This window comes from Collinsella aerofaciens, from assembly GCF_001405375.1.
In the GTDB taxonomy this organism is placed as follows: domain Bacteria; phylum Actinomycetota; class Coriobacteriia; order Coriobacteriales; family Coriobacteriaceae; genus Collinsella; species Collinsella aerofaciens_F.
Genome location: NZ_CYYP01000001.1, coordinates 85,465 through 109,996 on the forward strand (window position 1 = coordinate 85,465; position 24,532 = coordinate 109,996).

The 24,532-nt window shown below is 61.1% G+C and carries 21 protein-coding genes; all 21 read left to right on the plus strand.

Annotated features, from left to right (window positions below; translation table 11 throughout):
- Positions 1–46 precede the first annotated feature (46 nt).
- The 21 genes from rpsT (at position 47) to ARB25_RS00525 (ending at position 24,418) form a co-directional block, all read left to right on the plus strand.
- Positions 47–313, plus strand: coding sequence for a 30S ribosomal protein S20 (gene rpsT, locus ARB25_RS00425; RefSeq protein WP_022094714.1), 267 nt, complete (start codon positions 47–49; stop codon positions 311–313).
- A 96-nt stretch (positions 314–409) separates the two neighbouring features.
- Complete coding sequence (gene lepA / locus ARB25_RS00430; RefSeq protein WP_055285150.1) at positions 410–2,221, plus strand: translation elongation factor 4; 1,812 nt, start codon at positions 410–412, stop codon at positions 2,219–2,221.
- A gap of 4 nt (positions 2,222–2,225) precedes the next feature.
- Positions 2,226–3,269: a tRNA dihydrouridine synthase DusB gene (dusB, locus tag ARB25_RS00435; protein ID WP_055285151.1), complete on the plus strand. Its 1,044-nt coding sequence runs from the start codon at positions 2,226–2,228 to the stop codon at positions 3,267–3,269.
- Between the two features lie 2 nt (positions 3,270–3,271).
- Positions 3,272–4,504 carry a radical SAM family heme chaperone HemW gene (gene hemW / locus ARB25_RS00440; protein ID WP_055285152.1) on the plus strand — a complete coding sequence of 411 codons (1,233 nt, stop codon included), beginning with the start codon at positions 3,272–3,274 and terminating at the stop codon, positions 4,502–4,504.
- Between the two features lie 58 nt (positions 4,505–4,562).
- A complete protein-coding gene (locus tag ARB25_RS00445; RefSeq protein ID WP_172676294.1) occupies positions 4,563–5,666 on the plus strand; it encodes a DnaJ domain-containing protein in 1,104 nt (367 codons plus the stop codon).
- Between the two features lie 81 nt (positions 5,667–5,747).
- Positions 5,748–6,896 (plus strand): molecular chaperone DnaJ, encoded by a 1,149-nt coding sequence (gene dnaJ / locus ARB25_RS00450; protein ID WP_055285153.1) that lies wholly within the window; start codon positions 5,748–5,750, stop codon positions 6,894–6,896.
- A gap of 9 nt (positions 6,897–6,905) precedes the next feature.
- Complete coding sequence (locus ARB25_RS00455) at positions 6,906–8,198, plus strand: MiaB/RimO family radical SAM methylthiotransferase (protein WP_055285154.1); 1,293 nt, start codon at positions 6,906–6,908, stop codon at positions 8,196–8,198.
- Positions 8,179–9,165 (plus strand): PhoH family protein, encoded by a 987-nt coding sequence (locus ARB25_RS00460; protein ID WP_055285155.1) that lies wholly within the window; start codon positions 8,179–8,181, stop codon positions 9,163–9,165. The genes ARB25_RS00455 and ARB25_RS00460 overlap by 20 nt, the downstream gene beginning before the upstream one ends.
- Positions 9,162–9,671, plus strand: coding sequence for an rRNA maturation RNase YbeY (gene ybeY, locus ARB25_RS00465; protein ID WP_055285156.1), 510 nt, complete (start codon positions 9,162–9,164; stop codon positions 9,669–9,671). The genes ARB25_RS00460 and ybeY overlap by 4 nt, the downstream gene beginning before the upstream one ends.
- 9 nt (positions 9,672–9,680) lie before the next feature.
- Entirely contained in the window at positions 9,681–10,058 is a 378-nt protein-coding gene (locus ARB25_RS00470; RefSeq protein ID WP_055285157.1) for a diacylglycerol kinase family protein, read from the plus strand.
- Positions 10,059–10,070: 12 nt separating this feature from the next.
- Complete coding sequence (era, locus tag ARB25_RS00475; RefSeq protein WP_172676295.1) at positions 10,071–11,138, plus strand: GTPase Era; 1,068 nt, start codon at positions 10,071–10,073, stop codon at positions 11,136–11,138.
- A gap of 15 nt (positions 11,139–11,153) precedes the next feature.
- Complete coding sequence (gene recO, locus ARB25_RS00480; RefSeq protein ID WP_055285158.1) at positions 11,154–11,903, plus strand: DNA repair protein RecO; 750 nt, start codon at positions 11,154–11,156, stop codon at positions 11,901–11,903.
- 137 nt (positions 11,904–12,040) lie between these two features.
- Positions 12,041–12,319 carry a 30S ribosomal protein S15 gene (rpsO, locus tag ARB25_RS00485; RefSeq protein WP_035138510.1) on the plus strand — a complete coding sequence of 93 codons (279 nt, stop codon included), beginning with the start codon at positions 12,041–12,043 and terminating at the stop codon, positions 12,317–12,319.
- A gap of 149 nt (positions 12,320–12,468) precedes the next feature.
- Positions 12,469–14,715 (plus strand): polyribonucleotide nucleotidyltransferase, encoded by a 2,247-nt coding sequence (locus ARB25_RS00490; RefSeq protein WP_055285159.1) that lies wholly within the window; start codon positions 12,469–12,471, stop codon positions 14,713–14,715.
- A gap of 647 nt (positions 14,716–15,362) precedes the next feature.
- On the plus strand, positions 15,363–17,033 hold the full coding sequence (locus ARB25_RS00495; protein WP_006235967.1) for a ribonuclease J: 1,671 nt from the start codon (positions 15,363–15,365) through the stop codon (positions 17,031–17,033).
- A gap of 1 nt (position 17,034) precedes the next feature.
- The gene (locus tag ARB25_RS00500; protein ID WP_253276018.1) at positions 17,035–19,815 is read left to right on the plus strand and encodes an FtsK/SpoIIIE family DNA translocase; all 2,781 of its coding nucleotides are present in this window, start codon (positions 17,035–17,037) and stop codon (positions 19,813–19,815) included.
- On the plus strand, positions 19,815–21,326 hold the full coding sequence (locus tag ARB25_RS00505) for a helix-turn-helix domain-containing protein (RefSeq protein ID WP_055285160.1): 1,512 nt from the start codon (positions 19,815–19,817) through the stop codon (positions 21,324–21,326). The genes ARB25_RS00500 and ARB25_RS00505 overlap by 1 nt, the downstream gene beginning before the upstream one ends.
- Before the next feature lie 26 nt (positions 21,327–21,352).
- Positions 21,353–21,850 (plus strand): YajQ family cyclic di-GMP-binding protein, encoded by a 498-nt coding sequence (locus tag ARB25_RS00510; RefSeq protein ID WP_022094699.1) that lies wholly within the window; start codon positions 21,353–21,355, stop codon positions 21,848–21,850.
- Positions 21,851–21,877: 27 nt separating this feature from the next.
- Positions 21,878–23,227 (plus strand): 30S ribosomal protein S12 methylthiotransferase RimO, encoded by a 1,350-nt coding sequence (gene rimO / locus ARB25_RS00515; protein WP_055285161.1) that lies wholly within the window; start codon positions 21,878–21,880, stop codon positions 23,225–23,227.
- A gap of 99 nt (positions 23,228–23,326) precedes the next feature.
- Positions 23,327–23,875 carry a CDP-diacylglycerol--glycerol-3-phosphate 3-phosphatidyltransferase gene (gene pgsA / locus ARB25_RS00520; protein WP_006235973.1) on the plus strand — a complete coding sequence of 183 codons (549 nt, stop codon included), beginning with the start codon at positions 23,327–23,329 and terminating at the stop codon, positions 23,873–23,875.
- Between the two features lie 12 nt (positions 23,876–23,887).
- Entirely contained in the window at positions 23,888–24,418 is a 531-nt protein-coding gene (locus ARB25_RS00525) for a CinA family protein (RefSeq protein WP_055285162.1), read from the plus strand.
- Positions 24,419–24,532 lie beyond the last annotated feature (114 nt).

Genomic DNA, 24,532 nt, shown 5'->3' on the forward strand with positions numbered 1-24,532 from the left:
AGGTGTCATACATTTTTTTGCAAGGAACTCGAAAGGAACTCCAGAAGTGGCAAACATCAAGTCTCAGAAGAAGCGTATCCGCACCAATGAGGCAGCTCGCATGCGTAACAAGGCTGTCAAGTCCGAGCTCAAGACGCTGACCAAGCACGTCCAGTCCGCCGTCGCCGAGGGCGACGCCGAGAAGGCCCAGGCTGCCCTCAAGACCGTCACCAAGCGTCTCGACATGGCTGCCGCCAAGCATGTTATCCACAAGAACCAGGCTTCCAACCGCAAGTCCGGTCTTGCCAAGCTCGTGAACAGCATCAACGCCTAAGTTGTAAATTTCACACCACACAGATTACGCGCATAAATGGAGCCTGTTTTATGGAACAGGCTCCATTTTTTGTACCGCTCGGGTAAGATAGTCCGCATGAATACTTCAATTGACATTTCCCACATCCGCAACTTCTCAATCGTTGCGCACATCGACCATGGCAAGTCCACGATCAGCGACCGCATCCTCGAGCTCACCCATACCGTCGACGAACGCGACATGGAGTCGCAGCTGCTCGACACCATGGATATCGAGCGCGAGCGCGGCATCACGATCAAGTCCAATGCCGTTCGCGTGTCCTATGACGCCGACGATGGCGAGACGTATCAGTTCAATCTGATCGATACGCCGGGCCACGTTGACTTTACCTATGAGGTCTCGCGCTCGCTGGCAGCCTGTGAGGGCGCGGTGCTCGTCGTTGACGCCACGCAGGGCGTCGAGGCGCAGACCGTCTCCAACGCGACGCTCGCCATGAACGCCAATCTGGACATTGTGCCGGCCATCAACAAGATCGACCTGCCCTCGGCCCATCCCGATGAGGTCAAGACCGAGATCGAGGATGACTTGGCGATCCCTGCCGATGATGCCGTGTGTGTCTCGGGCAAGACCGGCGAGGGCATCCACGATCTGCTGGAGTCCATTGTCTTTTTGATCTCTCCGCCCAAGGGCGATGCGAACGCGCCGCTCAAGGCACTCATCCTGGATTCGTACTTCGACGAGTATCGTGGTGTCGTCGCCACGGTGCGCATCTTTGACGGTTCCATCAAAAAGGGCGATACCCTGCGCATGATGCAGGCAAAGGGCGACTTTTTGGTCGATGGCGTGGGCGTCAAGCGTCCCGCCGAGACTCCGGTCGATGCGCTGACGGTCGGCGAGGTGGGCTACGTGGTCACGGGCCTGAAGGACCCCGAGGCCGTTCGCGTGGGCGATACCCTTACGTGGGCGTCGAACCCCTGCCCCGAGCCGCTTCCCGGTTATCGCGAGGCCAAGCCCATGGTCTATACGGGCCTGTTCCCGATCGATAATAAGGACTACGAGAACCTGCGTGACGCCCTCGATAAACTGCACGTCAACGACCCGTCGTTGGTGTGGGAGCCCGAGACCTCGGTGGCGCTCGGCTTTGGCTTCCGCGTGGGCTTCCTGGGCCTGCTGCACATGGAAGTCGTCAAGGAACGCCTGGAGCGCGAGTTCAACCTGGACCTCATTGCTACGAGTCCCTCGGTCGACTATCACGTCTACAAGACCGACGGCGAAATGATCGATGTCCGCAGCCCGCAGGACCTTCCCGAGGCCACGCGCATCGAACGTATCGAGGAACCCTACCTCAAGGCAAAGATCATCTGCCCGCCTGAGTACACGGGTGCCGTCATGCAGCTCGCCATCGAGCACCGCGGCGTCACGACCGACATGATCCACCTGACGAGCAAATCGGTCGAGATGCGCTTTGATATGCCGCTCGCCGAGCTCATCTTGGACTTCTTCGATCAGCTCAAGAGCCGCACCAAGGGCTATGCCTCGCTCGACTACGAGTTCAACGAGTACCGTCCCTCCGAGCTCGTGAAGCTCGATATTTTGCTTTCGGGCGACGAAGTGGACGCGCTGTCGTTTATCGTGCACAAGGATAAGGCTTATGGTCTGGCCCGTGGCCTGTGCGACAAGCTTAAGGAGATCATCCCGCGTCAGCTGTTCGAGGTTCCCATCCAGGGTGCTATCGGCAATAAGATCATTGCCCGCTCCACCGTCAAGGCGCGTCGCAAGGACGTGCTTGCTAAGTGCTACGGCGGCGATATCTCGCGTAAGCGCAAGCTGCTCGAGAAGCAGAAAGAGGGCAAGAAGCGCATGAAGGCCATCGGATCGGTCGAGGTCCCGCAGGAGGCCTTTATGGCGATCCTCAAGGTGGACGAGTAGGTCTATGGCGCTTTCTGAATACAGCAAGCGGCTGCTGGGCGCCTATGCCGAGCAGCCGTTCCTTATGGCTCCCATGGCGGGCGTGACCGACCCCGCCTACCGCATTATGTGCCGCCGCCGCGGTGCCAACCTTGCCTACAGCGAGATGGTGAGCGTGGCCGGCCTTGCCTATGCCAGCAATAAGACGTGGCGCCTGGTGCTGCCGGCCGACGAGGAACAGCAGATTTGCGTGCAGCTCTTTGGCTCCAAGCCCGATCAGTTTGCGAGCGCCGTCGCCGCCGTCGAGGAGCGCGTTGGCGATCGCCTGTCATTGATTGATATCAACATGGCTTGTCCGGCGCGCAAGGTCGTTACCAAGGGCGAGGGCTCGGCGCTTATGCGCACGCCCGATCTGGCCGAGAAGATCGTCGAGGCGGCGGTGGGCGCGGCACATGTGCCCGTGACTGTAAAGATCCGCAAGGGCTTTTATGCCGAGGACCGTAATGCCGCGACGTTTGCCCAGATGCTCGAAGGCGCCGGTGCCGCCGCAGTCGCCGTGCACGGTCGTTGTGCCACGCAGCTCTATACGGGCCAGGCCGATTGGTCTGTCGTCGATGAGGTTGCCGACGCTGTCGAGATTCCCGTGATTGGTTCGGGTGATGTGTTCTCGGCCGAGGACGCTGCTGAGCATCTGCAAGGCTCGGGTGCCAGCGCGGTGTTTATCGCGCGCGGCATCTACGGCAATCCGTGGGTGTTCGGTGATGCTCGCGCCCTTGCGCTCGATGGCACGCCGGTTCCTTCTCGCTCCTCGGTCGAGCGCCTGGAGGCTCTGCGTGAGCACCTGACGTTGACGCACGAGCTTCTGCCGCTTATGTCGCGCGCCCGTACGTACGCGAGCTGGTATCTAAAGGGCATGCCCCATGCCGCCGCCTGGCGCGCTCAGGTGGTGCGCTGCTCCACGTACGAGGAGTTTATGGCACTGGTCGATGATATCGAGCGCGATGTGGTGGCCTGCGAGGCTGCCCTTGCCGCCGGCGAATCGGTGCCCCCTCATCCGCTGGAGGCTTAAGGGTGGCCGTTACCGCGCTGTACGTGCACGTGCCGTTTTGCGCCCAAAAGTGCCGGTACTGCGACTTTGACTCGCGCAGTTTTTCTCCGTGCGACCTGAGTGCTGCGCTCGATGTCTATTTTGAGCAGTTGTTCGCGCGCCTCGATGCTTTTGGCAAGGCTGGGGCCCTTGACCATATCCGCACCGTCTATGTTGGCGGCGGTACGCCGTCGCTGGCGGGGGAGCGCCTGGTGGAGCTGGCGCGGCGTATTCGTGCGTGGTGCGCCCCCGTTGAGTTTACCTGCGAGGCCAATCCCGAGTCGCTGACCGCCGAGCTTGCCACTGCGCTTGCCAAGGTTGGTGTCACACGCGTCTCTCTGGGCGTGCAAACGCTCGATAACACCGAACTTACCGCCATCGGCCGTATTCACGATGCCGATCGGGCGTTTGCCGCCATCGCGACGGTCAAGAACTCTGGGCTTGACGTGTCGTGCGACCTTATGTGCGGACTTCCCGGGCAGACCGCAGCGAGTTGGAAGCGCACGCTCGATGGCGTGCTGGCGGCGGCTCCGCATCATGTGTCGGTCTACCCGCTCACGCTTGAGGAGGGGACTCCCCTTTATCGCATGGCGTGCCGCGACGAGTCGGTCGAGCCCGACGAGGATTTTCAAGCTTCGTGCATGGATGTGGCGCGTGAGCGTCTGGGTGCGGCCGGCTATCACCCGTATGAGGTGGCAAGCTATGCGCTCGACGGACATGAGTGCGCCCATAACATTGCCTACTGGACCGGCCAGGGCTATTTGGGCCTGGGTCGTTCCGCCGCGGGCATGCTCGACGCCGAGGATTTCGACCGTCTTGCAGGTTTGTTCCCCGGCGTGTCTTCTCGAGGCGATTCGTACCGCGTGCGTCTGGTGCAACGTGACGATGACGCGACGGCGTTTGAGGCCGAATATCTGTCGCAGCGTGAGGCTGCGGCTGAAGACCTGATGCTGTCTTGTCGCATGACGGGCGGTGTTGCGTCCGACCTGTTGGTTCGTGCAGCTTGCGTCATCCCGGCCGATGAGCTGGCAGCTGCCTGCGATCGCGCGCTCGAATTGGGTCTTGCCACTTGGGTGCCCGAGACGCTCGGGGTCCATGAGGGACCTTTCACTTCGGCAGATGTCGTCGCGGGCTATGTTCGAGCTCGTCTGGCGCCGACGCACTTGGGCTGGCTCGATGGAAATGTTCTGTTCGAGCTGTTTTGGGATCTAGCTTAGGCCGCTCGTGTAGAATTACCGGAATATATACGCTGCTGTGAGCAGGAGGTTGCCGCGCATGGCGACGATGAACGAAAAAGATTACTACGAGATTCTGGGTGTCTCCAAGGACGCCACCTCGCGTGATATTCAAAAGGCCTTTCAGCAAAAGGCCCGCAAGCTCCATCCGGACGTCAACAAAGAGCCGGATGCCGAGGAAAAGTTTAAAGAGGTTTCCGAGGCCTACGCCGTGCTTTCGGATGAGCAAAAACGTGCGCGCTACGACGCCATGCGCTCGGGCAATCCCTTTGCCGGTGCTCCTACGGCTTCGCCCTATGGTGGCGGCTACGCCGGCAACACAGGCTATGGCAATCCCTTTGAGGGCGGTTTTCCCTTTGGCGGCGCTTGGGGCCAGCAGCGTCGTGGGCAGGCTGCTTACAATCCCGAGAACGGCGCCAATGTGGTCGTCGATATCAAACTCGACGCCAAGGAGGCCAAGGGCGGTGCCCGCAAGACCGTCCGCTATACGCGCTTCGATACCTGTGGTCACTGCGGTGGTTCGGGCTCTGTTTCGTCCGAGCATGCACATACCTGTCCGAGCTGCGGCGGTCGCGGTCACATCGATGTCGACCTGTCCTTTCTGTTTGGTGCCGGCACGTTCCAGTCGGTCTGCCCTGAGTGCGGTGGCTCCGGTAAGGTCGTCGCCGACCCCTGTCCCGATTGCGGCGGCAGCGGGCGGACCCGTGTGACCTCCGAGCAGACGATTGAGTTTCCCGCCGGCACGCACGATGGCGACGAGGTCCGTATTGGCGGCATGGGTCACGCCGGCACCAACGGCGCCTCTGGCGGTGATCTGGTCGGTCGCGCCCATGTTGAGGCCGAGCGCTTGGAAGGCAAAGCTCGTACCGGTTTTTACCTGATGGGCATCGTGGCGCCGTTTTTGGTACTCTCGGCCATCTCGGGCGTGTTCTCGGCCTTTGCCGTGATGTGCTTTATTCCGTTTGCCATGGGCCTGTTCATGGTGCTTTCGGACGGCGTGCTTCATCGCAGCCTGCTGTGGTGGAAGCGCGGCGCGATGCAGTTTGCCAACGGTTTTGCCAACGGCTTCATGTTCGCGCTCGTGTCGGTTTGGTTCGCGAGCTGCTCGCAACGGGCCATGCTTTCGCCGTACCAAATGCAATAACATCAAACCCTCTGTTTGCGGTCGGCCCTGCTTGGGTATAGGACGCACTGTGACAATAATGAAAGTCGGAAGGATTCGGTCGTGTCGGAAAATAGGGATTACTACGAGGTACTTGGCGTCGACAAGGATGCCGATGCGCGGACGATTAAGCGCGCGTTTCTAAAGAAGGCCCGTACCGTACACCCGGACGTTTCGGACGACCCCGAGGCCGAGGCCAAGTTCAAAGAGCTCAACGAGGCTTATTCCGTTCTTTCCGACGAGCAGAAGCGTGCTAACTACGACCGTTACGGCACCGCGGACGGCCCTGGTGGTTCGGGCTACGTCGATATCAACGATATCTTTGGCGGCATGGGCATGGACGACCTCTTCTCGTCGTTCTTTGGCGGCGGTGCCGGCGGTGGCGCCCGCAGCCGTCGTGAGCGTCGTCGCGGACGAGACATGGCCATCTCGCTTTCGGTGACGCTTGAGGAGGCGGCGCTCGGCTGCAAAAAGACAATCAGCTATGACCGCCTTGCTCCTTGCGAGGACTGCAATGGCACCGGTAGGGCAGAGGGCGCACAGGAAAAGCAGTGCAGCCGCTGCCACGGCACAGGCTATGTCACGACGGTCCAGCGCTCGTTCCTGGGCCAGGTTCAGTCCTCTTCGCCTTGCCCCGACTGCCACGGTGAGGGCACGGTCATCGACCATCCCTGCGAGACCTGCGACGGTCAGGGCCGCACACCTTCGCACGAAAAGATCGACATCGATATCCCCGCCGGCGTTTCGACCGGTCGCCAGCTGCGCGTGAGCGGCTTTGGCGAGGCAGGCCTTCGCGGCGAGCCTTCGGGCGACCTGATTGTCAACGTGCGCGTTGCCGACCATGAGCGCTTTAAGCGCAACGGGGACGACCTGTACCTGGTGAGCGATATCTCGATTGCGCAGGCTGCGCTCGGCTGCGAGATCGAGGTCGAGGGCATTATGCCCGACGAGGTCGTTAAGGTGACGGTTCCCGCCGGCGCCCAGTACGGCGACACCGTGAGCGTCAATAATTACGGCATGCCGCGCATTGGCGGTGGCGGTTCGCGTGGCCGCCTGATCGTGCAACTGCGCGTGGTCGTTCCCACCAATCTTTCCAATAAGCAGCGCGAGCTGCTCCGTGCTTTTGCCGATGAGATGGGCGATGACGTCGCTTCCGGTAAGAAGTCGGTGACCGACCGTATCAAGAGTGCCCTCGACGATATCCTCGATTAAGGAGCCCGCGTGCTCGCACCCCATATTTCCGTCGTCAACCTCGGCTGCCGTGTCAACCGGGTTGAGTCTGACCGTATCACTGCCGATCTTATGCGCTTGGGCTTTGCTATTGTTGAGCCCCAGGATGCCGATCTGATCGTCATTAACACTTGTGCCGTTACGGGCGAGGCCGAGGCCAAGACCCGTAAGGCCGTCCGTCATGCGCTGGCCCATCCAAACGAGCCCTATGTGCTCGTGACCGGATGCGTGGTCAATTTGCATCCCGAGGAGCTGCTGGAGCTTTCGGATCGCGTGATCGCCGAGCCGTCCAAGATCGATGTCGCCGATCGTGTCTGCGAGGTGCTGGGCGTTGAGTCCGATAGCGTTCCCGCCTGCAGCGATGGTGAGGTGGTCGATGCGCTCGGTCGCTCTCGCCTGGGCGTGAAGATTCAGGACGGCTGCAACCATCGCTGCACCTATTGCATTGTGTGGAAGGCGCGCGGCCCCGAGCGCTCCGTGCCCGTCGAGTCCGTGCTCGAGCAAGTTCGCGAGGCCCAGGAGGCCGGCGTGCCCGAGGTGGTGCTGACCGGTGTGAACCTGGGTGCCTACGATGGCAAGAGCGCGACCGACGAGCACGTCGAGATCGATGAGCTGCTCGAGGCCATCATGGAGCGCACGTCTATTCCGCATGTGCGCATTTCCTCGGTCGAGCCCATGGATATCTCCGAGCGCCTGCTTAAGGTTATGGCGCGCTATCCGCAGCGCATCGCCCCGTTTTTGCACCTGCCCGTGCAGTCCGGCTGCACGGCGACCCTGCATCGCATGGGCCGCCCCTATAGCGCCGAGGCCTTCGAGGACACGGTGCGCATGATTCGCGCCAACCTGCCGCAGGCGTCCCTTTCGTGCGACGTTATCGTCGGTTTTCCCGGTGAGACGGACGAGGAATTCGAGGAGTCGCTGGCGCTGTGCCGCCGTGTGGGTTTCTCGCGTATGCACGTGTTCCGCTACAGCAAGCGTCCCGGCACCCTTGCTGCCGAGATGCCCGGCCAGGTGCCGCCCGAGGTTATGGCCGAGCGCAGCCGCCGTATGCGGGCCGCCGCACAGGAGCTCGCCATTGCCGACGCTCGTCGTCGCGTGGGCACGGTCGAGCGTGCCGTGCTCGAGTATGGTGACAACCTGACGCTCGGCTCGTTCCATCATGCCCGTCTTGACGATACCTGTGGACTTACAGCCCCGTGCCTGCTCGATGTTGCTATCATCGGAGTCGATGATTCCGGCTTGGTCCATGCACGCAGGGAGGTTCATGGAAGCCTCGAAGATTAGACTTACCGTTCCCGAGGGAATTGATCCCTCGCGCGTTTTGGGCGCCGGAGACGGCGTCCTTCGTGCGCTCGAGAGCTTGGTTCGCGCTCATGTGGTCGCCCGTGGCGATAGCATCGCCGTGAGCGGCGACCCGGACGAGGTCGAACTCGTGGCGCGCTTTTTCGAGCACGCTTTTCGCGAGGCGGCCGCCGGGCGCACGCTGTCTGCCGACGATGTCTCTCGCTGCCTGGCTGTCTTGCGCGACGGTGAGCACGAGGCTACGTCGCTTCGCGATGACGTGCTGCTTTCGTATCGCGGCCGCGTCATTCGCCCCAAGACGCTCGGGCAAAAGCGCTATGTGGATGCCATCCGCTCGCATACCATCACGTTTGGCTTGGGTCCTGCCGGTACCGGTAAGACCTATCTGGCTATGGCGCTCGCCGTTGCCGCGCTCAAGCGTCACGAGGTGGGCCGTCTGATCTTGACACGTCCGGTTGTCGAGGCGGGGGAGAACCTGGGCTTTTTGCCCGGTACCCTTGAGGAAAAGATCGATCCCTACATGCGTCCGCTCTACGATGCCCTTTTTGACATGATGGATCGCGAGCGCACCGATGAGCTTATGGAGCGCGGCGTGATCGAGATCGCCCCGCTTGCCTACATGCGCGGCCGCACGCTGAGCGATGCTTTCGTGGTGCTCGACGAGGCGCAAAATACCACGCCCGAGCAGATGAAGATGTTCCTGACGCGCCTGGGCTTCAACTCCAAGTTTGTGATTACCGGCGACCTGAGTCAGCGCGACCTGGTGGGTCGTCGTGGTGGTTTGGCCGATGTCGAGAAGATTTTGGGCCGTGTCGACGATGTCGCATTTTCGCACCTGGAGCGCGCCGACGTGGTGCGCCATGCCTTGGTGGGACGTATCGTCGAGGCATATGATGCTTATGATGACGTGCGCGAGCAGCGCCCGCGCGACCGAAAGGAGTCCCGTTGAGTGTATTGATCAGCAACGATGCCGAGCTCGATACGCTGCTCGATGCCCAGGAGGTGGAGCACATCTGCGAGGTTGTGCTTGCCGCCGAGGGCGTTGAGCGTGAAGTCGAGATTTCCCTTTCGTATGTCGACGAGGACGAGATGCACGAGCTCAACCACGAGTGGCGCGGTATCGACCGCACCACCGATGTGCTCTCGTTTGAATGCGACTCGGCCTTTGACGAGGATATTCCCGCCGACGAGACGCTCGAGCTCGGCGATATCATCTTGGCCCCGCAGGTTATTGCCCGTCAGGCCCCCGGTTTTGGCAATAGCTCCGCTGACGAGTGTCGTCTGATGCTCGTACACGGCATGCTGCACTTGCTGGGCTATGACCATATCGAGGACGACGAGGCCGAGGTCATGGAGGCCCGCGAGGACGCCATCCTGCGCGATCTGGCGTTCGAGCGCGGCGAGGACCCCAAGCTAGTCCACGTCGGCCCCATCACCAACCACGCCCACGACTAGGAGCCGTCTATGATTCCCGGATCGAACAAGGACCATCCGTCCTTCTTAAAGTCGTTTTCCTACGCCATGGAGGGCTTCGTTACCGCCGTCAAGACCGAGCGCAACATCAAGGTCATGCTCGTGGCGGGCGTGTGCACCGTCATTGCCGGCTGTATCGTGGGCCTCGACATTGCCGAGTGGGGCACGATTATCATCTGTTGTGGCCTGGTGATTCACGGCGAGCTGTGCAACACCGCTATGGAGGCTATCGTCGACCTAGCGACCCAGGAGCTCCATCCGCTGGCCAAGCGTGCGAAGGACATCGCCGCCGCCTCTGTTTACATTCTTTCCATCACCGCCGCAATTGTGGGCGTGCTGGTATTTGCCCACGCGCTCGGCTTTATTTAGAAAGGGATTCCCATGTCCGACAATATGCAGTCTGCCGATGAGATTTTGGACGACGAGTCCCTGGACGCGGTGGATACCGAGGAGCTCGAGGAAGTCGAGGAGTTCGACCCGTTTGAGGGCATGAGCGATGAGGAGCTCGACGCCCTGTGCGACGAGGACGACAACCTCGCGGGCTTTGGCGACGTGGAGCCCGGTTTCCGCAGCGGCTTTGTGGCCCTGGTCGGTCGTCCCAACGCCGGCAAGTCTACGCTGCTCAACGCCTGCTATGGCAAGAAGGTCGCCATCACTTCGCCGGTGGCCCAGACGACCCGCCGCCGCATGCGCGCCGTCGTCAACCGTCCCGGCTACCAGCTGGTCTTTGTCGATACCCCGGGTATTCATAAGCCCAAGGACGGCCTGGGATCCGAGCTCAACAAGAGCGCGCTGTTCGAGCTGAACGATGTTGATGTCGTCGCGTTTTTGATTGATGCCACCAAACCGATCGGCAGGGGAGACGCCTGGGTTGCCGAGCGCGTCAGATGCGCCCGTTGCAAGAAGGTCCTGGTGCTCACTAAGGCCGATGAGGCCGACCCCGCACAGGTCATGGAGCAGCTCAAGGCAGCCCACGAGCTCATGGAATATGACGACGAGATCGTGACGTCGTCGGTCAAGAACTTCAACGTCGATGCCTTTATCGAGACCGTTGCGCACTTTTTGCCCGAGGGTCCGCGTTGGTTCCCCGAGGATATGGGTACCGACGCTTCCGACGAAACGCTCGTTGCCGAGTTTGTGCGCGAGAAGGTCTTGCGCCGCACCCGTGATGAGATCCCGCACTCCGTTGGCGTGATCTGCGATGCACTCGAGCAGACCAAGAAGGTACTGCGCGTGCACGCCACCATTTACGTCGAGCGCGAGGGCCAAAAGGGCATCATCATCGGCAAGGGCGGCGAGATGATCAAGCATATCGGTATCGACGCCCGTCGCGATCTTGAGCGTATCTTTGGCACGCAGGTCTTTTTGGAGCTGGACGTGAAGGTCAAGGCCGGCTGGCGTGACGACGAGGCCCAGATTCGCCGCTTTGGCTACAACGCCGAGGACTAAGGGCGCGCGGCGCGCATGGCAGGCTCCCGGACATATCGCACGAAGGTACTCGTCCTCGACAAGACGAAGCTCAAAGAAACGGACTTGATCCTGACGATGCTTGACGAGCGGGGTCGGCAGGTTCGTGCCGTGGCAAAGGGCGCCCGCAAACCCGGTGGACGCCTGGCTGCGCGCTGCGAGCTGTTCTGTACCGTCGATATGCTGCTTGCGCATGGACGGTCGCTCGACGTGGTTTCTCAGGCCGAGCTTATGGAGGCGCCGCTCGGCGCTGCGCCCTATTACGAGACGACCTGCGCCGCAAGCGCGATCGCCGAGGTTGCGCGCGTGTGCTCGTTCGAGGACGCCGAGGACCCGTTTACCTTTGCCATTACGCAACGGGCGCTTACCCTGGTGGGCAGCGGGATTGACGCGGCGCATATGGACCTACTTGTGGCGGCATATGTCTTTAAGCTGCTGTCGCACGTTGGCTATCGACCAGATTTTTCGGCCTGCGTGCTGTGCGGAGACCCCATGCTGTCGCATTTTTCACCACAGGCGGGCGGGCTCATATGCGGATCGTGCGCGTCGAGCGTTCCGGGTGCCGAGCTGGTATCGACTGGTGAGGTCGCCTGGCTGCGCGCCCTCATGTCCATGACCTTCGATGCGCTCATGGCCGAGCGAATCGACCCGCATACGGCGGCATTCTTGCTCGGGCTTTCGCATGTTTGGGCCGCCACGTACACCGATCAGCGCCTCCGTGCGATGGAATTCATGTTGGGTCGGTGATGATGCGCAGGGGCGGGCTGCTTGTGGTAACATATCGGCCGTTGGTACCTCGACCTTGGTTGCTCGCTCCACCGGCGGCTTCCCAGTCCGAGGCGAATCGAGTTGCCCGTGGGCGACGTTAAACGAAAGGTGAAACAATGACTGTTTCCAAAGAGCGCAAGGCTGAGCTGACTGCCCAGTTCGGTAACACCCCGGTCGACACCGGCAACCCCAAGGTTCAGGTCGCCATCCTGTCCGAGCGCATCAAGGAGCTGACCGAGCACATGAAGTCCCACCAGAAGGACTTCCACACCCGTCGTGGTCTGCTCATGCTCGTCGGTCGTCGTCGTCGTCTTCTTTCCTACATCAAGAAGAACGACATCGTCGAGTACCGTGAGCTCATCAAGGCTCTGGGCATCCGCGACAACATCCAGTAGGATTTGTACATGCTAAGAGCGTCCTGCGCAGCGGGGCGCTCTTTTTGTGTAAGGGCGCGAACAATCACGCTCTGAAGCGTGGCGGGGGCAGGGGGCCCGCGTCACATGAGAAGCCCGCAGGCAAGGGGCCTGTGGGGTAAAGGAGAACAATGACACTCGTATCCAAGACCTTTGAGCTGTACGGCAAGACCTACACCTTCGAGTCGGGCGAGCTTGCCAAGCAGGCCACCGGCGCCTGCCTGGTCAAGCAGGGCGACACCACGATGCTCGACACCGTGGTCGTCTCCAAGGAGCGCAAGAACTACGACTTCTTCCCGCTGACCGTCGACTTCAACGAGAAGATGTACGCCGCAGGGCGCATCCCGGGTGGCTACCTCAAGCGTGAGGGCCGTCCCAGCGAGAAGGCCACGCTCACCGCGCGCATGATCGACCGTCCGATTCGCCCGAGCTTCCCGGACGGTTTCCGCAACGAGGTGCACATCGTCGCCACCTCGCTTGTCGCCGACCAAGTCAACCCCTTTGACGTCATCAACGTCATGGGTGCTTCCCTGGCCATGACGCTCGGCGGCGTGCCCTTCGAGGGCCCGCTTGCCTGCGTGCGCATCGGCCGCAACGTGGAGACCGGCGAGTTTATCGTCAACCCCACCTACGAGGAGCGCGAGAACTCCGATCTGGACCTGGAGCTGGGCGGCTCTGCCGACTTCATCTCGATGGTCGAGGCCGGCGCCGAGGAGATCTCCGAGGACGACATGCTCGCCGCCATGAAGTTTGGCCAGGAGGCCCTTGCTGCCTTCTGCCAGGCTCAGGACGAGTTCGTTGCCGAGTGGGAGCAGGCCAACGGCCCCATCGTCAAGAAGGAGTACCCGCTCGACCAGCCCGTCGAGGAGGTCCAGGAGCGCATCTTCGCCCACTACGACGAGATGGCAGCTGCCCTTCGCGATGCCGACAAGCTCTCCCGTATCGGCAAGGTCGAGGCTCTGAAGGAGTCCATCCGTGCCGAGTTCACCGAGGAGGAGCAGGCCGCTTGGGAGCGCGAGATCCCCGTGGCGCTCAAGAAGCTCGAGAAGAAGGCCATGCGCACCATGGTCGTCGAGACCGGTGAGCGCGTCGACGGCCGTGCCGCCGACGAGATCCGTCCCATCATGGTGAAGGACAACTACCTGCCGCTCGTTCACGGCTCCGGCCTGTTCCAGCGTGGTCAGACCCAGGTGCTTTCCGTCCTGTCGCTCGGCATGCTCAACGAGGGCCAGCGTCTGGATACCATCGAGCCCACCGAGGGCAAGCGCTACATGCACCACTACAACTTCCCGCCGTTCTGCACCGGCGAGACCGGCCGCATGGGCAGCCCCAAGCGCCGCGAGATCGGCCACGGCAATCTGGCCGAGCGCGCTCTGCTTCCGGTGCTCCCCGACGAGAACGAGTTCCCCTACGCCATCCGCGTCGTCTCCGAGGTCATGGAGTCCAACGGCTCCTCTTCGATGGCTTCGACCTGCGGTTCTACGCTCGCCCTTATGGACGGCGGCGTGCCCATTAAGCGCCCGGTCTCCGGTATCGCCATGGGCCTGATCCAGGAGGAGGGCAAGACTGTGGTCCTGTCCGACATCCAGGGTCTCGAGGACTTCCTGGGCGACATGGACTTTAAGGTCACCGGCACCACCGAGGGCATCACCGCCCTGCAGATGGACAACAAGGCTACCGGCCTCACCTTCGACATCCTGGCCCGCGCCCTGCAGCAGGCCAAGGAGGGTCGCGCCTTCATCCTGCAGAAGATGCTCGATGTGATCCCCGAGCCGCGCCACACCACGCGCAGCACCGCCCCTCGCATCGTCTCCATCCAGGTTCCGACCGACAAGATCCGCGACGTCATCGGTTCCGGCGGTAAGGTCATCCGCGGTATCCAGGACGAGACCGGCGCCTCGGTCGACATTCAGGAGGACGGCACCGTCTTTGTCGGCGGCACCGGCGAGTCCGTCGATCAGGCTGTCGAGCGCATCAAGCTCATCATCAAGGTTCCCGAGCCGGGCGAGGAGTACACCGGTCGCGTGGTCTCCATCCAGCCCTTCGGCGCGTTCGTGAACCTGCTGCCCGGTAAGGACGGCCTGCTGCACATCTCCCGCGTCGCCAAGGGCCGCGTGGAGAAGGTCGAGGACGTCCTCAACGTGGGCGACGAGGTCAAGGTCGTCGTCATCGAGGTCGACGATCGTGGCAAGATCTCGCTCGATCGTCTTGATAAGCCCGAGGCCCCGGCTCGTGCCGAGGGTGCCTCCGAGGGCGACGGCGAGCACTTCCAGCGCCGTGAGCGTCCGCGTCGCGAGCGCTCCGAGCGCAGCGACCGTCCGCGCCGTCCCGGCGACAACGGAGGTCGTAAGCCCCGCCGTCACCACGACGCCGAGTAACAGCTACATATAAGCAGCTCAACAAGGGCGACTCCGGACAGGGGTCGCCCTTTTGCTTGCGCCCGGGAGGGACGCATATGAAGTTTCCTGCTCTACAGTCCTGCGCAAGACGGAAAGCACATTAAGTGCTTTCCTTTGCGTGCGGAACTCGCGATAAACTTCATATGCGTCCCTCCCGGGCGCAAGCAAAAGGGCTGGTTAGTGCCGCTCGCTATTTAGTTAGACAGTCTATTCAGTAGTCAGATTTCAGATCAGTAGATAGACGCAGCAGTTTTCCCCTGATAAAACCTACCTAAATAAACCTGTCTCTTATTGGCAGGTCTGGTCTCAGCGGCCCCGGCACGGGCTAAGTTTATCGCGAGTTCCGCACGAACAGGAGGCCACTTAATGTGGCCTCCGTCGTGAGCAGGACTGTAGAGCAGGAAACTTAGCCCGTGCCGGGGCCGCTGAGACCAGACCGGTGGGATACACAGGTTCAGATGGGGCTTTGATGCATGGGTGGTCTGTTGATGGGCAATTGGGTATGATGCTGTGGTTATTGCATCGACTCTGTGATGCATGCTTGTACGTTCCCGGCGGTCGGTTTGCCAGAAGCGCCCCGTCGGTTGTTCCAGACCCGTTTCGAAGAAAGGAAACCACACTAACCTATGGCAGCTAAAAAATCATCTCCTTTGAAGATCATTCCGCTCGGCGGCCTTGACGGCATCGGCAAGAACATGACGGTCTTCGAGTGCGGCGACGACATGGTGCTCGTCGACGCCGGTCTCATGTTCCCGGATGACTCCCAGCCCGGTATCGACCTGGTGCTTCCCGACTACACCTATGTTTTGGAGAACGAGGAAAAGCTCCGCGGTATCGTCGTCACCCACGGCCACGAGGACCACACCGGTTCGCTTCCGTATCTGCTGCAGGACCTCAACAACAAGGTGCCCATCTTCTCGAGCAAGCTGACGCTTGGCTTTATCGAGGGCAAGCTTTCTGAGTTCCGCATCCGCGCGCCCAAGTTCCGTGAGGTCAAGGGCGGCAGCCACGTCAATCTGGGTGGCATCTCGCTCGACTTCTTCTCGATGACGCACTCCATCCCCGGCGCTCTGGGCGTGTTCATTCGCACCAATCAGGGCACCGTTATGCACACCGGCGACTTTAAGCTCGACCAGACGCCCATCGACGGCGTCACGCCCGACTACGCCGCTATCAGCCGCTTTGCCAAGCAGGGCATCGACCTGCTGCTTTCCGACTCCACCAATGCCACGGTTCCCGGCTTTACCAAGTCCGAGGCCGAGGTTGGTCCCAATCTGCTGCACGCCATCAAGAACGCCCCGGGTCGCGTGTTCGTCGCGTCGTTCTCGAGCCATATCCATCGTTTGCAGCAGATCTGCGATGCCGCCCGCAAGTGCGGCCGTAAGGTCGTTGTGACCGGTCGCTCCATGCTCACCAACACCCGCGTCGCGCGCGAGCTGGGCTACCTCAACATCGACGATGCCGATATCATTGATGCCTTCGATATCGATAACCTGCCCGACGACAAGATCGTCGTCATGTGCACCGGTTCGCAGGGCGAGCCGCTGTCGGCCCTGTCCCGCATGGCCAATGGCGAGCACAAGACGCTCTCTATCCACGAGGGCGATACCGTCATCCTCTCGGCAACTCCCGTTCCCGGCAACGAGAAGGCCGTCCAGCAGGTCGTCAACAGCCTGGCCAAGCTCGGCTGCGACGTGTGGGATAAGAACCGCGCTCTCGTCCACGTCTCCGGTCACGGTAGCCAGGAGGAGCTCAAACTCCTGATGGCCATGGCCAAACCCACGTACTTTATGCCGGTTCACGGTGAGGCCGTGCATCTGCGCGCTCATGCCCAGCTCGCCCGCAAGATGGGCATCAAGGACGATCATATCTTTATCCTCGATAACGGCGACACGCTCGAGATGCGCGGTGGTATCGTCAAGCGTGGTACACCCGTCGAGTCCGGCGTCGTCTACGTCGACGGCCTGCGTATCGGCGATACCGACCCCATTGTCTTGCGCGATCGCCAAAAGCTCGCCAACGACGGTATGGTCACGGCCGTTGCCATCGTCTCGCTCAAGCACAAGAAGATCGAGGCCATCGAGTTCTCGGGCCGCGGTGTCTCGTTTGCCATCGACGACCAGTTCTCCGAGGATGCCTCCGCATCCATTATGAAGACGATCGAGAAGGGCAAGTTTAGCTTTACGAGCAGCGGCTCCGATGCCATTCGCAAGGCCGTGCGCGATTCGCTCTCCAACTTTATTTGGAGCCGTACGCGCACCCGTCCGATGATCATCCCGGTCGTCATGGAGGTTTAGTTTGGCGCGCGGATCTGCACAAAACGCCAAAGGCAATAAGGCCAATAACCAACCGGCATCTGCTAAGGGTGCCGGTTCCCATCTGCGTGCCAATAAGGGCCACGAGGCCGACTTCGACGATTTTGAGCCCTTGGTCGAGCCCTCGGCCAACCGCGATATCGCCGGCGTGGTCATCGCCGTTTTGGCGATTGCGTCCTTCATTGCCGTGATTTCGCCGGCGACCGCACCCGTTACGGCTGCGGTTGCTGGTTTCTACCACCTGGGCTTTGGTCTGGGCGCCTACGTGCTGCCGATCGTCATTTTGCTGTTTGCCGCCACACTCTTTTTAGGCGAGGACTCGCCGCTCAACGTGCGCTCTGTTGCGGGCGGCGCCGTGGTCTTTATCGCCGTCGTTTCCATTCTTTCGCTGATGGTGCCGGGTACGAGTGTCTCGTGTGACCTTATGTTCACGCCGCAAAATTTGTCCGCCTCGGGTGGCTACATCGGTGCGTTTATTGCGAGTGCGCTGCAGAATGCCCTGGGTAAGCCTATCGCGATGGTAGTCCTGTTGGGCCTTGTCGTCGTGGGCTTGGTCATCATCGGCTTTTCGGTTGGCGGCGTGCTGCGCTCTGCTCGCGACCGTGCGGCCGATTTTGCCGAGCGCCGTCGTGCCGATGTTAACGCGAGTCCGTGGGGTGACGACGAAGCCCTGTCGGTGCCCGGCGTTGCCCGTCCGCACCTGAGCATTCTTCGTCAAAAGGGCTCCGATGCTGCAGTGACCACGGTCATGGGCAACGATGTGGACCCGGTTTTGGACAATGACGACGAGGACGAGGATCCGTTTGTCGACGTATCCGATTCCGTGGAGGCCGAGCGCGCTAAGACGACGCTGCTGCCGCGCCGCCATGCCAAGAAGGGCAAGGCTGCGCCTAAGCTCAATACGAGTGAGCCCGACCCGTCTTGGTCCGATAGCGAGATTGAGCTCACTGAGGGCGATGACGAGGACGACGAGGCGCCGATTGAGACCGCAAAGACAACTTTGCTGCCGAGTCGCCATGCCAAGCGCGAACAGGTAACCGGCCAGCTTTCGATGGAAGATGACCCCGATAAGATTGACGAGTCCGAGCCGCCGTTTGCCGTGAATCCTGTCTCGGCAGCACCTCAGATTCCCGACTTCTTGAAGCATCCCAAGGTTGCCGATGCGCCTGCCTCGAGTGCTGTCGGATCGGCTGCGGCTAGGGATGGGGGAGCGGACGGCGGCGCCGCAGATAACGAGGGCGAAGAAGAGGATGGCCTTAAGCTTCCGCCACTCGAAATCCTGCATGCCAACCCGCAGTCGGCGTCCTCCGCGTCTTCTGACAAGGAGCTGGAACAGACTGCCGAGTCGCTTCAGTCCACGTTGCTTGAGTTTGGCCGCAGTGCCCGCGTGGTCGGCTGGATCGCCGGCCCCACGGTGACGACCTTTAAGCTGCAACCTGGCGAGGGCGAGCGCGTGAGCAAGATCTCGAGCCTCGAGGACGATATCGCGCTTTCGCTCGCTGCCCAGTCGGTGCGTATCTTTGCCCCGATCCCCGGCACCTCGCTCGTGGGCATCGAGATCCCCAATCGCAAGCGCCAGAACGTCAACCTGGGCGACGTGCTGCCCTATGTGAAGGGCGGTCCGCTCGAGCTCGCAATCGGGCGCGATGCCGAGGGCACGCCGGTCGTCGCCGACCTTGCCAAGATGCCCCACCTGCTGATCGCCGGTACCACTGGTTCCGGTAAGTCGGTGATGATCAACTCCATCATCACGACCCTGCTCATGCGCGCGCTTCCCGAGGACGTTCGCTTGATCATGGTCGACCCCAAGCGCGTCGAGCTTGCGGGCTATAACGGGCTGCCGCATCTTTATGTACCGGTCGTTACCGAACCCAAGCAGGCCGCGAGCGCTCTGCAATGGGCCGTGTCCGAGATGGAGCGTCGCCTGAAGGTCTTCGAGCGCCTTAACGTGCGTAAGATCTCGACCTACAACGAAAAGCAGGCCGCCGGCGAGTTTGAGCATTACGACAACCCGCCGCAAAAGATGCCCTACCTGGTCATCATTATTGACGAGCTTTCGGACCTGATGATGGTTGCCGGCAAGGACGTCGAGGCGTCGATTGTGCGTATCGCCCAGCTGGGCCGTGCCGCCGGTATTCATCTTATCGTGGCCACGCAGCGCCCCAGCTCCAACGTGGTGACGGGCCTTATCAAGGCCAACATCACCAACCGCATCGCCTTTAACGTCGCCACGGGTATCGACTCGCGCGTCATCATCGACCAGATGGGTGCCGAAAAGCTTACCGGTTTGGGCGACATGCTGTTCTCCAAGGTCGACTGGGGCAAGCCTCGCCGTATTCAGGGATGCTTTGTTTCGGATGATGAGATCAACGAGATTGTCGAGTTCGTCAAGTCGCAGAGCGAGCCCGACTACCACGAGGAGATTCTGTCTGCCGTGGCGCCCGCTTCCATGTCCATGGCGGGTGGCGGCGGTATTGTCCGCACCGGAGTAGCCGAGCCGCAAGACGATGATCCGCTCATTTGGGAAGCCGCCCATATTGTGGTGGAATCGCAGCTTGGCTCCACATCTGGCCTGCAACGTCGTCTGAAGGTTGGCTATGCGCGTGCCGGGCGTATTATGGACATGCTGGAAGAAAAGGGTGTCGTCGGCCCGCCCGACGGTTCCAAGCCGCGCGAGGTCCTGTTGGACGAGGAGGGGCTTGCCGCGCTGGAATCTGTCGACGCCGAGATGGCACGTGAAGATCGTGAGTTTGGAGGATTCTGATGGCTGCACGCTTTGGTGACATGCTGCTCGAGCAGCGTCGCCGAATGGGCCTTTCCATTCAGCAGGTCGCCAACACCATCAAAATCAGGCCGCAGATCATCGAGTTTTTCGAGACCGGTAACTTTGCCTCGATGCCGCCGCGCGGCTATGCGCAGGGCATGATTTCGAGCTATGCTCGCTTTTTGGGCCTCAATCCGCGCGAGGTCGTCAATGCCTACTTTGACGACCTGATGGCATACGAACGCGAGACGTCCCAGCAGGGCGGTCGTTTTCAGGACGCCGCCGGCTACGTCAATTCGCGTTCCTCGGTCGATAACGGGCGCTTCCTGATGGTTCAGGGCGGTCGTTCGACCCGCTATGGACAGCGTCCTCAGCAGGCCGGTTATATTACCGAGACGGGTTCGGGCGAGGAGATTCGCTCACAGCGTGACCGGTTCCGCAGTACGCCGATGCCCGAGGACCGTGCACTTCCCGCTGCCCGCGGCGTGGCGCGTGACCCTCGTGCCGGCTACGGCGACGGCGGCTATTCCGATCGCGGTTACCGTGGTGCCTCTATGGGACGCTCTCGCGGTGGCTATGCGGATGCCGATACCACGCAGGTGACGCCGCGTCTTCGCTCTCAATCACAGCCGTATGGCCAGCGCTCTTCGGCTTCGCGTTCGGGCCAGCGTGGCTATCAAGGCCGCGGTGAGCTTGCGCCCCGCTCGGGTCAGCGCAGCCTTCAGGGCCAGGGCGGCTATCGCGGCCGTTCCGATAGCAATCGCGGTCGTATGCCTCAGGGAGGCGGCCGCAGCAGTTCCGGTCGTGGACGCGGCGGATCACGTACTCCTCAAAACAACGGGCTCGATCCGCGTATCGTCTACGCCGGCATCGGTGCCGTTGTGCTGCTGTTGATTGTGCTCATCGTGGTGCTTCTGCGTGGCTGCGCATCTTCGGCGCCCGAGAACACGCCCGAGACGCCCACTGCTACCAAGATGACGACCAAGAAGTCTTCTAAGAAGACCGAAACGGTCGACGAGGACGATGACACCGATGAGGCGACGGATGAGTCGACTGATTCGGACGCTACCAAGACGACGGCCAAGAAGGAAGAGAACGAGGTCACGAAGGTCAAAGTCTCCGTTGCCAAGGGAAAGACCGCGTGGATTGAGGTCAAGGTTGACGGCAAGTCGGTCTATGGCGCCCAGGCGACTGGCCCCTTTGAGCAGGAGTACACGCCCGAGTCTTCGATCGAGATCACCACGTCCAAGCCTTCCGATGTCACCGTTACCAAGAACGGTGAAAAGGTTCGTTACGATACCAAGACCTCGGGCGTGGCGCGTGTGACGATCACCGTTCCCAAGAAGGAGACGTCTGATTCCGAGAATGGTGAAAGTTCTGATGGTACCGACACCACCGATGGTACCGATACCACCGACGGTACCGATGCCCAGTCCACGGATGGCGCCGATACCGCAACTGACGGTCAGACACCCACCGATTCTACCGACAATTCGTACGATAGCTACTAGGCCGCTCGTACGCGAAAGGAAACATCATGGCTAAAGATTCCAGCTTCGACGTCGTGTCCGAGGTCAACATGCAAGAGGTCGATAACGCCTTTCAGCAGACCACGCGCGAGATTTCCCAGCGCTATGACCTTAAGGATTCCGGTGCCACGATCGAGCTTTCGAAGGGCGACAAGCTCTTTACGATCAACGCCCCGGCAGACTTTGTCTCCAAGCAGATTATCGACGTGCTGAGCTCCAAGCTCATCAAGCGCGGTATCGACCTCAAGGCTGTCTCGTGGGATGCTCCGCAGGCGGCGTCGGGCGGCACCGTGCGCGTGCTCGGCCATATCGTCGAGGGTATCGACCAGGCGACCGCCAAGAAGATCAACAAGGACATCAAGGACCAAAAGCTCAAGGTCAAGGTGACCATCGAGGCCGACAAGCTGCGTGTTTCCTCTGCTTCGAAGGACGCGTTGCAGACCGTGATCCAGTTTCTGCGCGACCAGGACTACGGTCAGCCGCTGCAGTTCACCAACTACCGCTAATATCATTCGAAAGGACCGCTCTCCAACATGGATACACCGTTGGGCTCCGTGCTCTATATCACCCTCGGGTGCGCTAAGAACGAGGTTGACACCGACCGCATGCGTTCTCTTTTGACCGCCGCAGGCTACGAAGAGGCATTCGACCCGCAGGATGCCGATATCGCCATCGTCAATACATGCTCGTTCCTCGCCTCCGCAACGTCCGAGAGCATCGAGACCACGCTCGAGCTCGCCAACGAGGTTCAGGACGGCGTTCGTTCTTGCCCCATCGTCATGTGCGGCTGCGTGCCGTCGCGCTATGGCGACGACCTGCCTGATGAGCTGCCCGAGGTCGCTGCCTTTGTGAAGGCTGACGAGGAGGACGGCATCGTGGCGGTCATCGATGGCGTGTTGGGTGTCGAGCGTGAGATTGCAGCCTATATCCCGCAGGTCAAACGTACCGTCGAGGGCGCTGTCGCCTACGTCAAGATTTCCGATGGCTGCAACCGCTTCTGCAGCTTCTGCATGATTCCCTACATCCGCGGCCGCTATCACTCGCGCAATGCCGAGAGCATTATCTCCGAGGTGCGCGACCTGGTTGCCGGCGGTGTGCGTGAGATCGTGCTGATTGGCCAGGACACGGGTATTTGGGGTACCGACTTTGCTGACGAGGACGTCGCCGAGGGCTTGCCGCGCAATCTGGCGCAGCTGCTGCGTGCCGTCGCCGAGGCCGTGCGCCCGCACAACGTCTGGGTCCGCGTGCTCTATCTGCAGCCCGAGGGCATGACTGACGAACTCATCGAGACGATTCGCGATACGCCCGAGGTGCTGCCCTATATCGATATCCCCGTGCAGCACTGCGACGCGCGCATCCTCAAGGCTATGCGCCGTTCTGGTTCGCGCCAGGAGCTCGAGGACCTGTTCCGCGATCTGCGTGAGCGTATCCCCGGCATCGTGATCCGTTCCACGGCCATGGTCGGCTTCCCGACCGAGACCGACGACGAGTTCCGCGACCTTATCGACTTTATGGACACCGTCGGCTTTGACTACACGAGCGTCTTTGCCTACTCGCAGGAGGAGGGCAGCCTGGCCGCTAAGATGGAGGGTCAGGTCGACGAAGAGGTCAAGCTCGAGCGCGCCCAGGAGGCCATGGACCTGGCCGAGTCGCTCGGTTTTGCCGCCACTGCCGCACATGTGGGCGAGCGCGCCCAGGTGATCGTCGACGGTATCGAAGAGACCGAGGATGGCGCCGAGCTGATCGGCCATGCCTGGTTCCAGGCGCCCGATTCCGATGGCGCGGTGCATCTGGACGCCAGCGAGGCGTCCGTGGGCGATATTCTGACCGTCGAGTTTACCGATAGCTTCTGCTATGAGCTTATCGGTCATGTTGTGGAGTAGGAGAGCGTCGTGGCTAACGAGAGCAATAAGGAACTGACGAGTGTCTGGACGCCCGCCAACATCGTGACGTGCGTTCGCATCGTCTTTATCCCGGTGTTCATGATCGTGTCGGCGCTTTCTCACACGAGTGTTGCCGGTACGGATTGGAGCACCTTCGACGGCCCGCTCGCCGCCGCTGCCTTCATTCTGTATGTGATCCTGTCGTGCACCGATAAGGTCGACGGTTATCTGGCGCGTTCGCGCAACGAGATCACCGACTTCGGTAAATTCTTGGACCCCATCGCCGATAAGCTGCTCGTGTTCTCGGCCCTGCTGCTGTTCTTGGATTTTGGCGCGGTGACCGTGTGGTCCGTGTTCATTATCCTGTTCCGTGAGCTTCTGGTGAGCGCCCTTCGCATGGTCGCGAGTGCGGCCGGTGTGGTCGTTGCGGCCGATAAGCTCGGCAAGTACAAGACGGCAACCACGATGGTCTCCATCTGCGGTTACCTGTGCGTTTTTGCTATGGCCGGCTTGCACCTTGGCCCGGTGGCGCTGACGCTCGGCATCTACTCGGTGTCGCGCTTCCTGTACGCCGTTGCCGTTGTCCTGACCGTTATCTCGGGCGCCCAGTACTTCTGGAACTGCCGCAAGATCGTCTTTTCGGTCTAGGTCCTGGTGGGTATGACGGACTCTTTTGAGCAGATTTCCGCACATAACGAGGAGCTGGCGCGTGATATTGTCGAGCGTGCAAGCTTTCGTGATGTGACGGTTTCGACGGCTGAATCTCTGACGGCTGGCATGATCGCCTCGACGATCGCCGATATCCCTGGTGCCTCGGCGGTGCTGCGCGGTGGTGCGGTGACGTACTGCGACGAGATTAAGCATCGCGTGCTCGGCGTTGAGCAAGAGACGCTCGACCGCTACACTGCGGTGTCGTATCAGACGGCGCGCGAGATGGCTGCCGGTTCGCTGGAGCTGTATCAGAGCGATATTGCCGTGAGCGCGACTGGCTATGCCGGTCCCGGTGGAGGGACCGAGGACGATCCGGCTGGCACTTTTTATATTGGCTGGGCGTATCGTTCCGCCGATGGGGGAGTGCCGGTCGTTGACTCTGTGCGCTGCCACTATGAGGGCGACCGTTCGTGTGTTCGTGCCCATGCGGTCACGGAGGCATTGGGTCGCATTGTCTGCGTGCTCGATTCTATGGAATAGACGTGTTTTAAGGGGCCTCCGGGCCCCTTAATTGTGGAGATATGGACCTTAGGCTAATTTGGCGTTTGTGCTGGTTGTAGACGTATTTTTGCCTGCCTTGTTCATTTTTGGTCC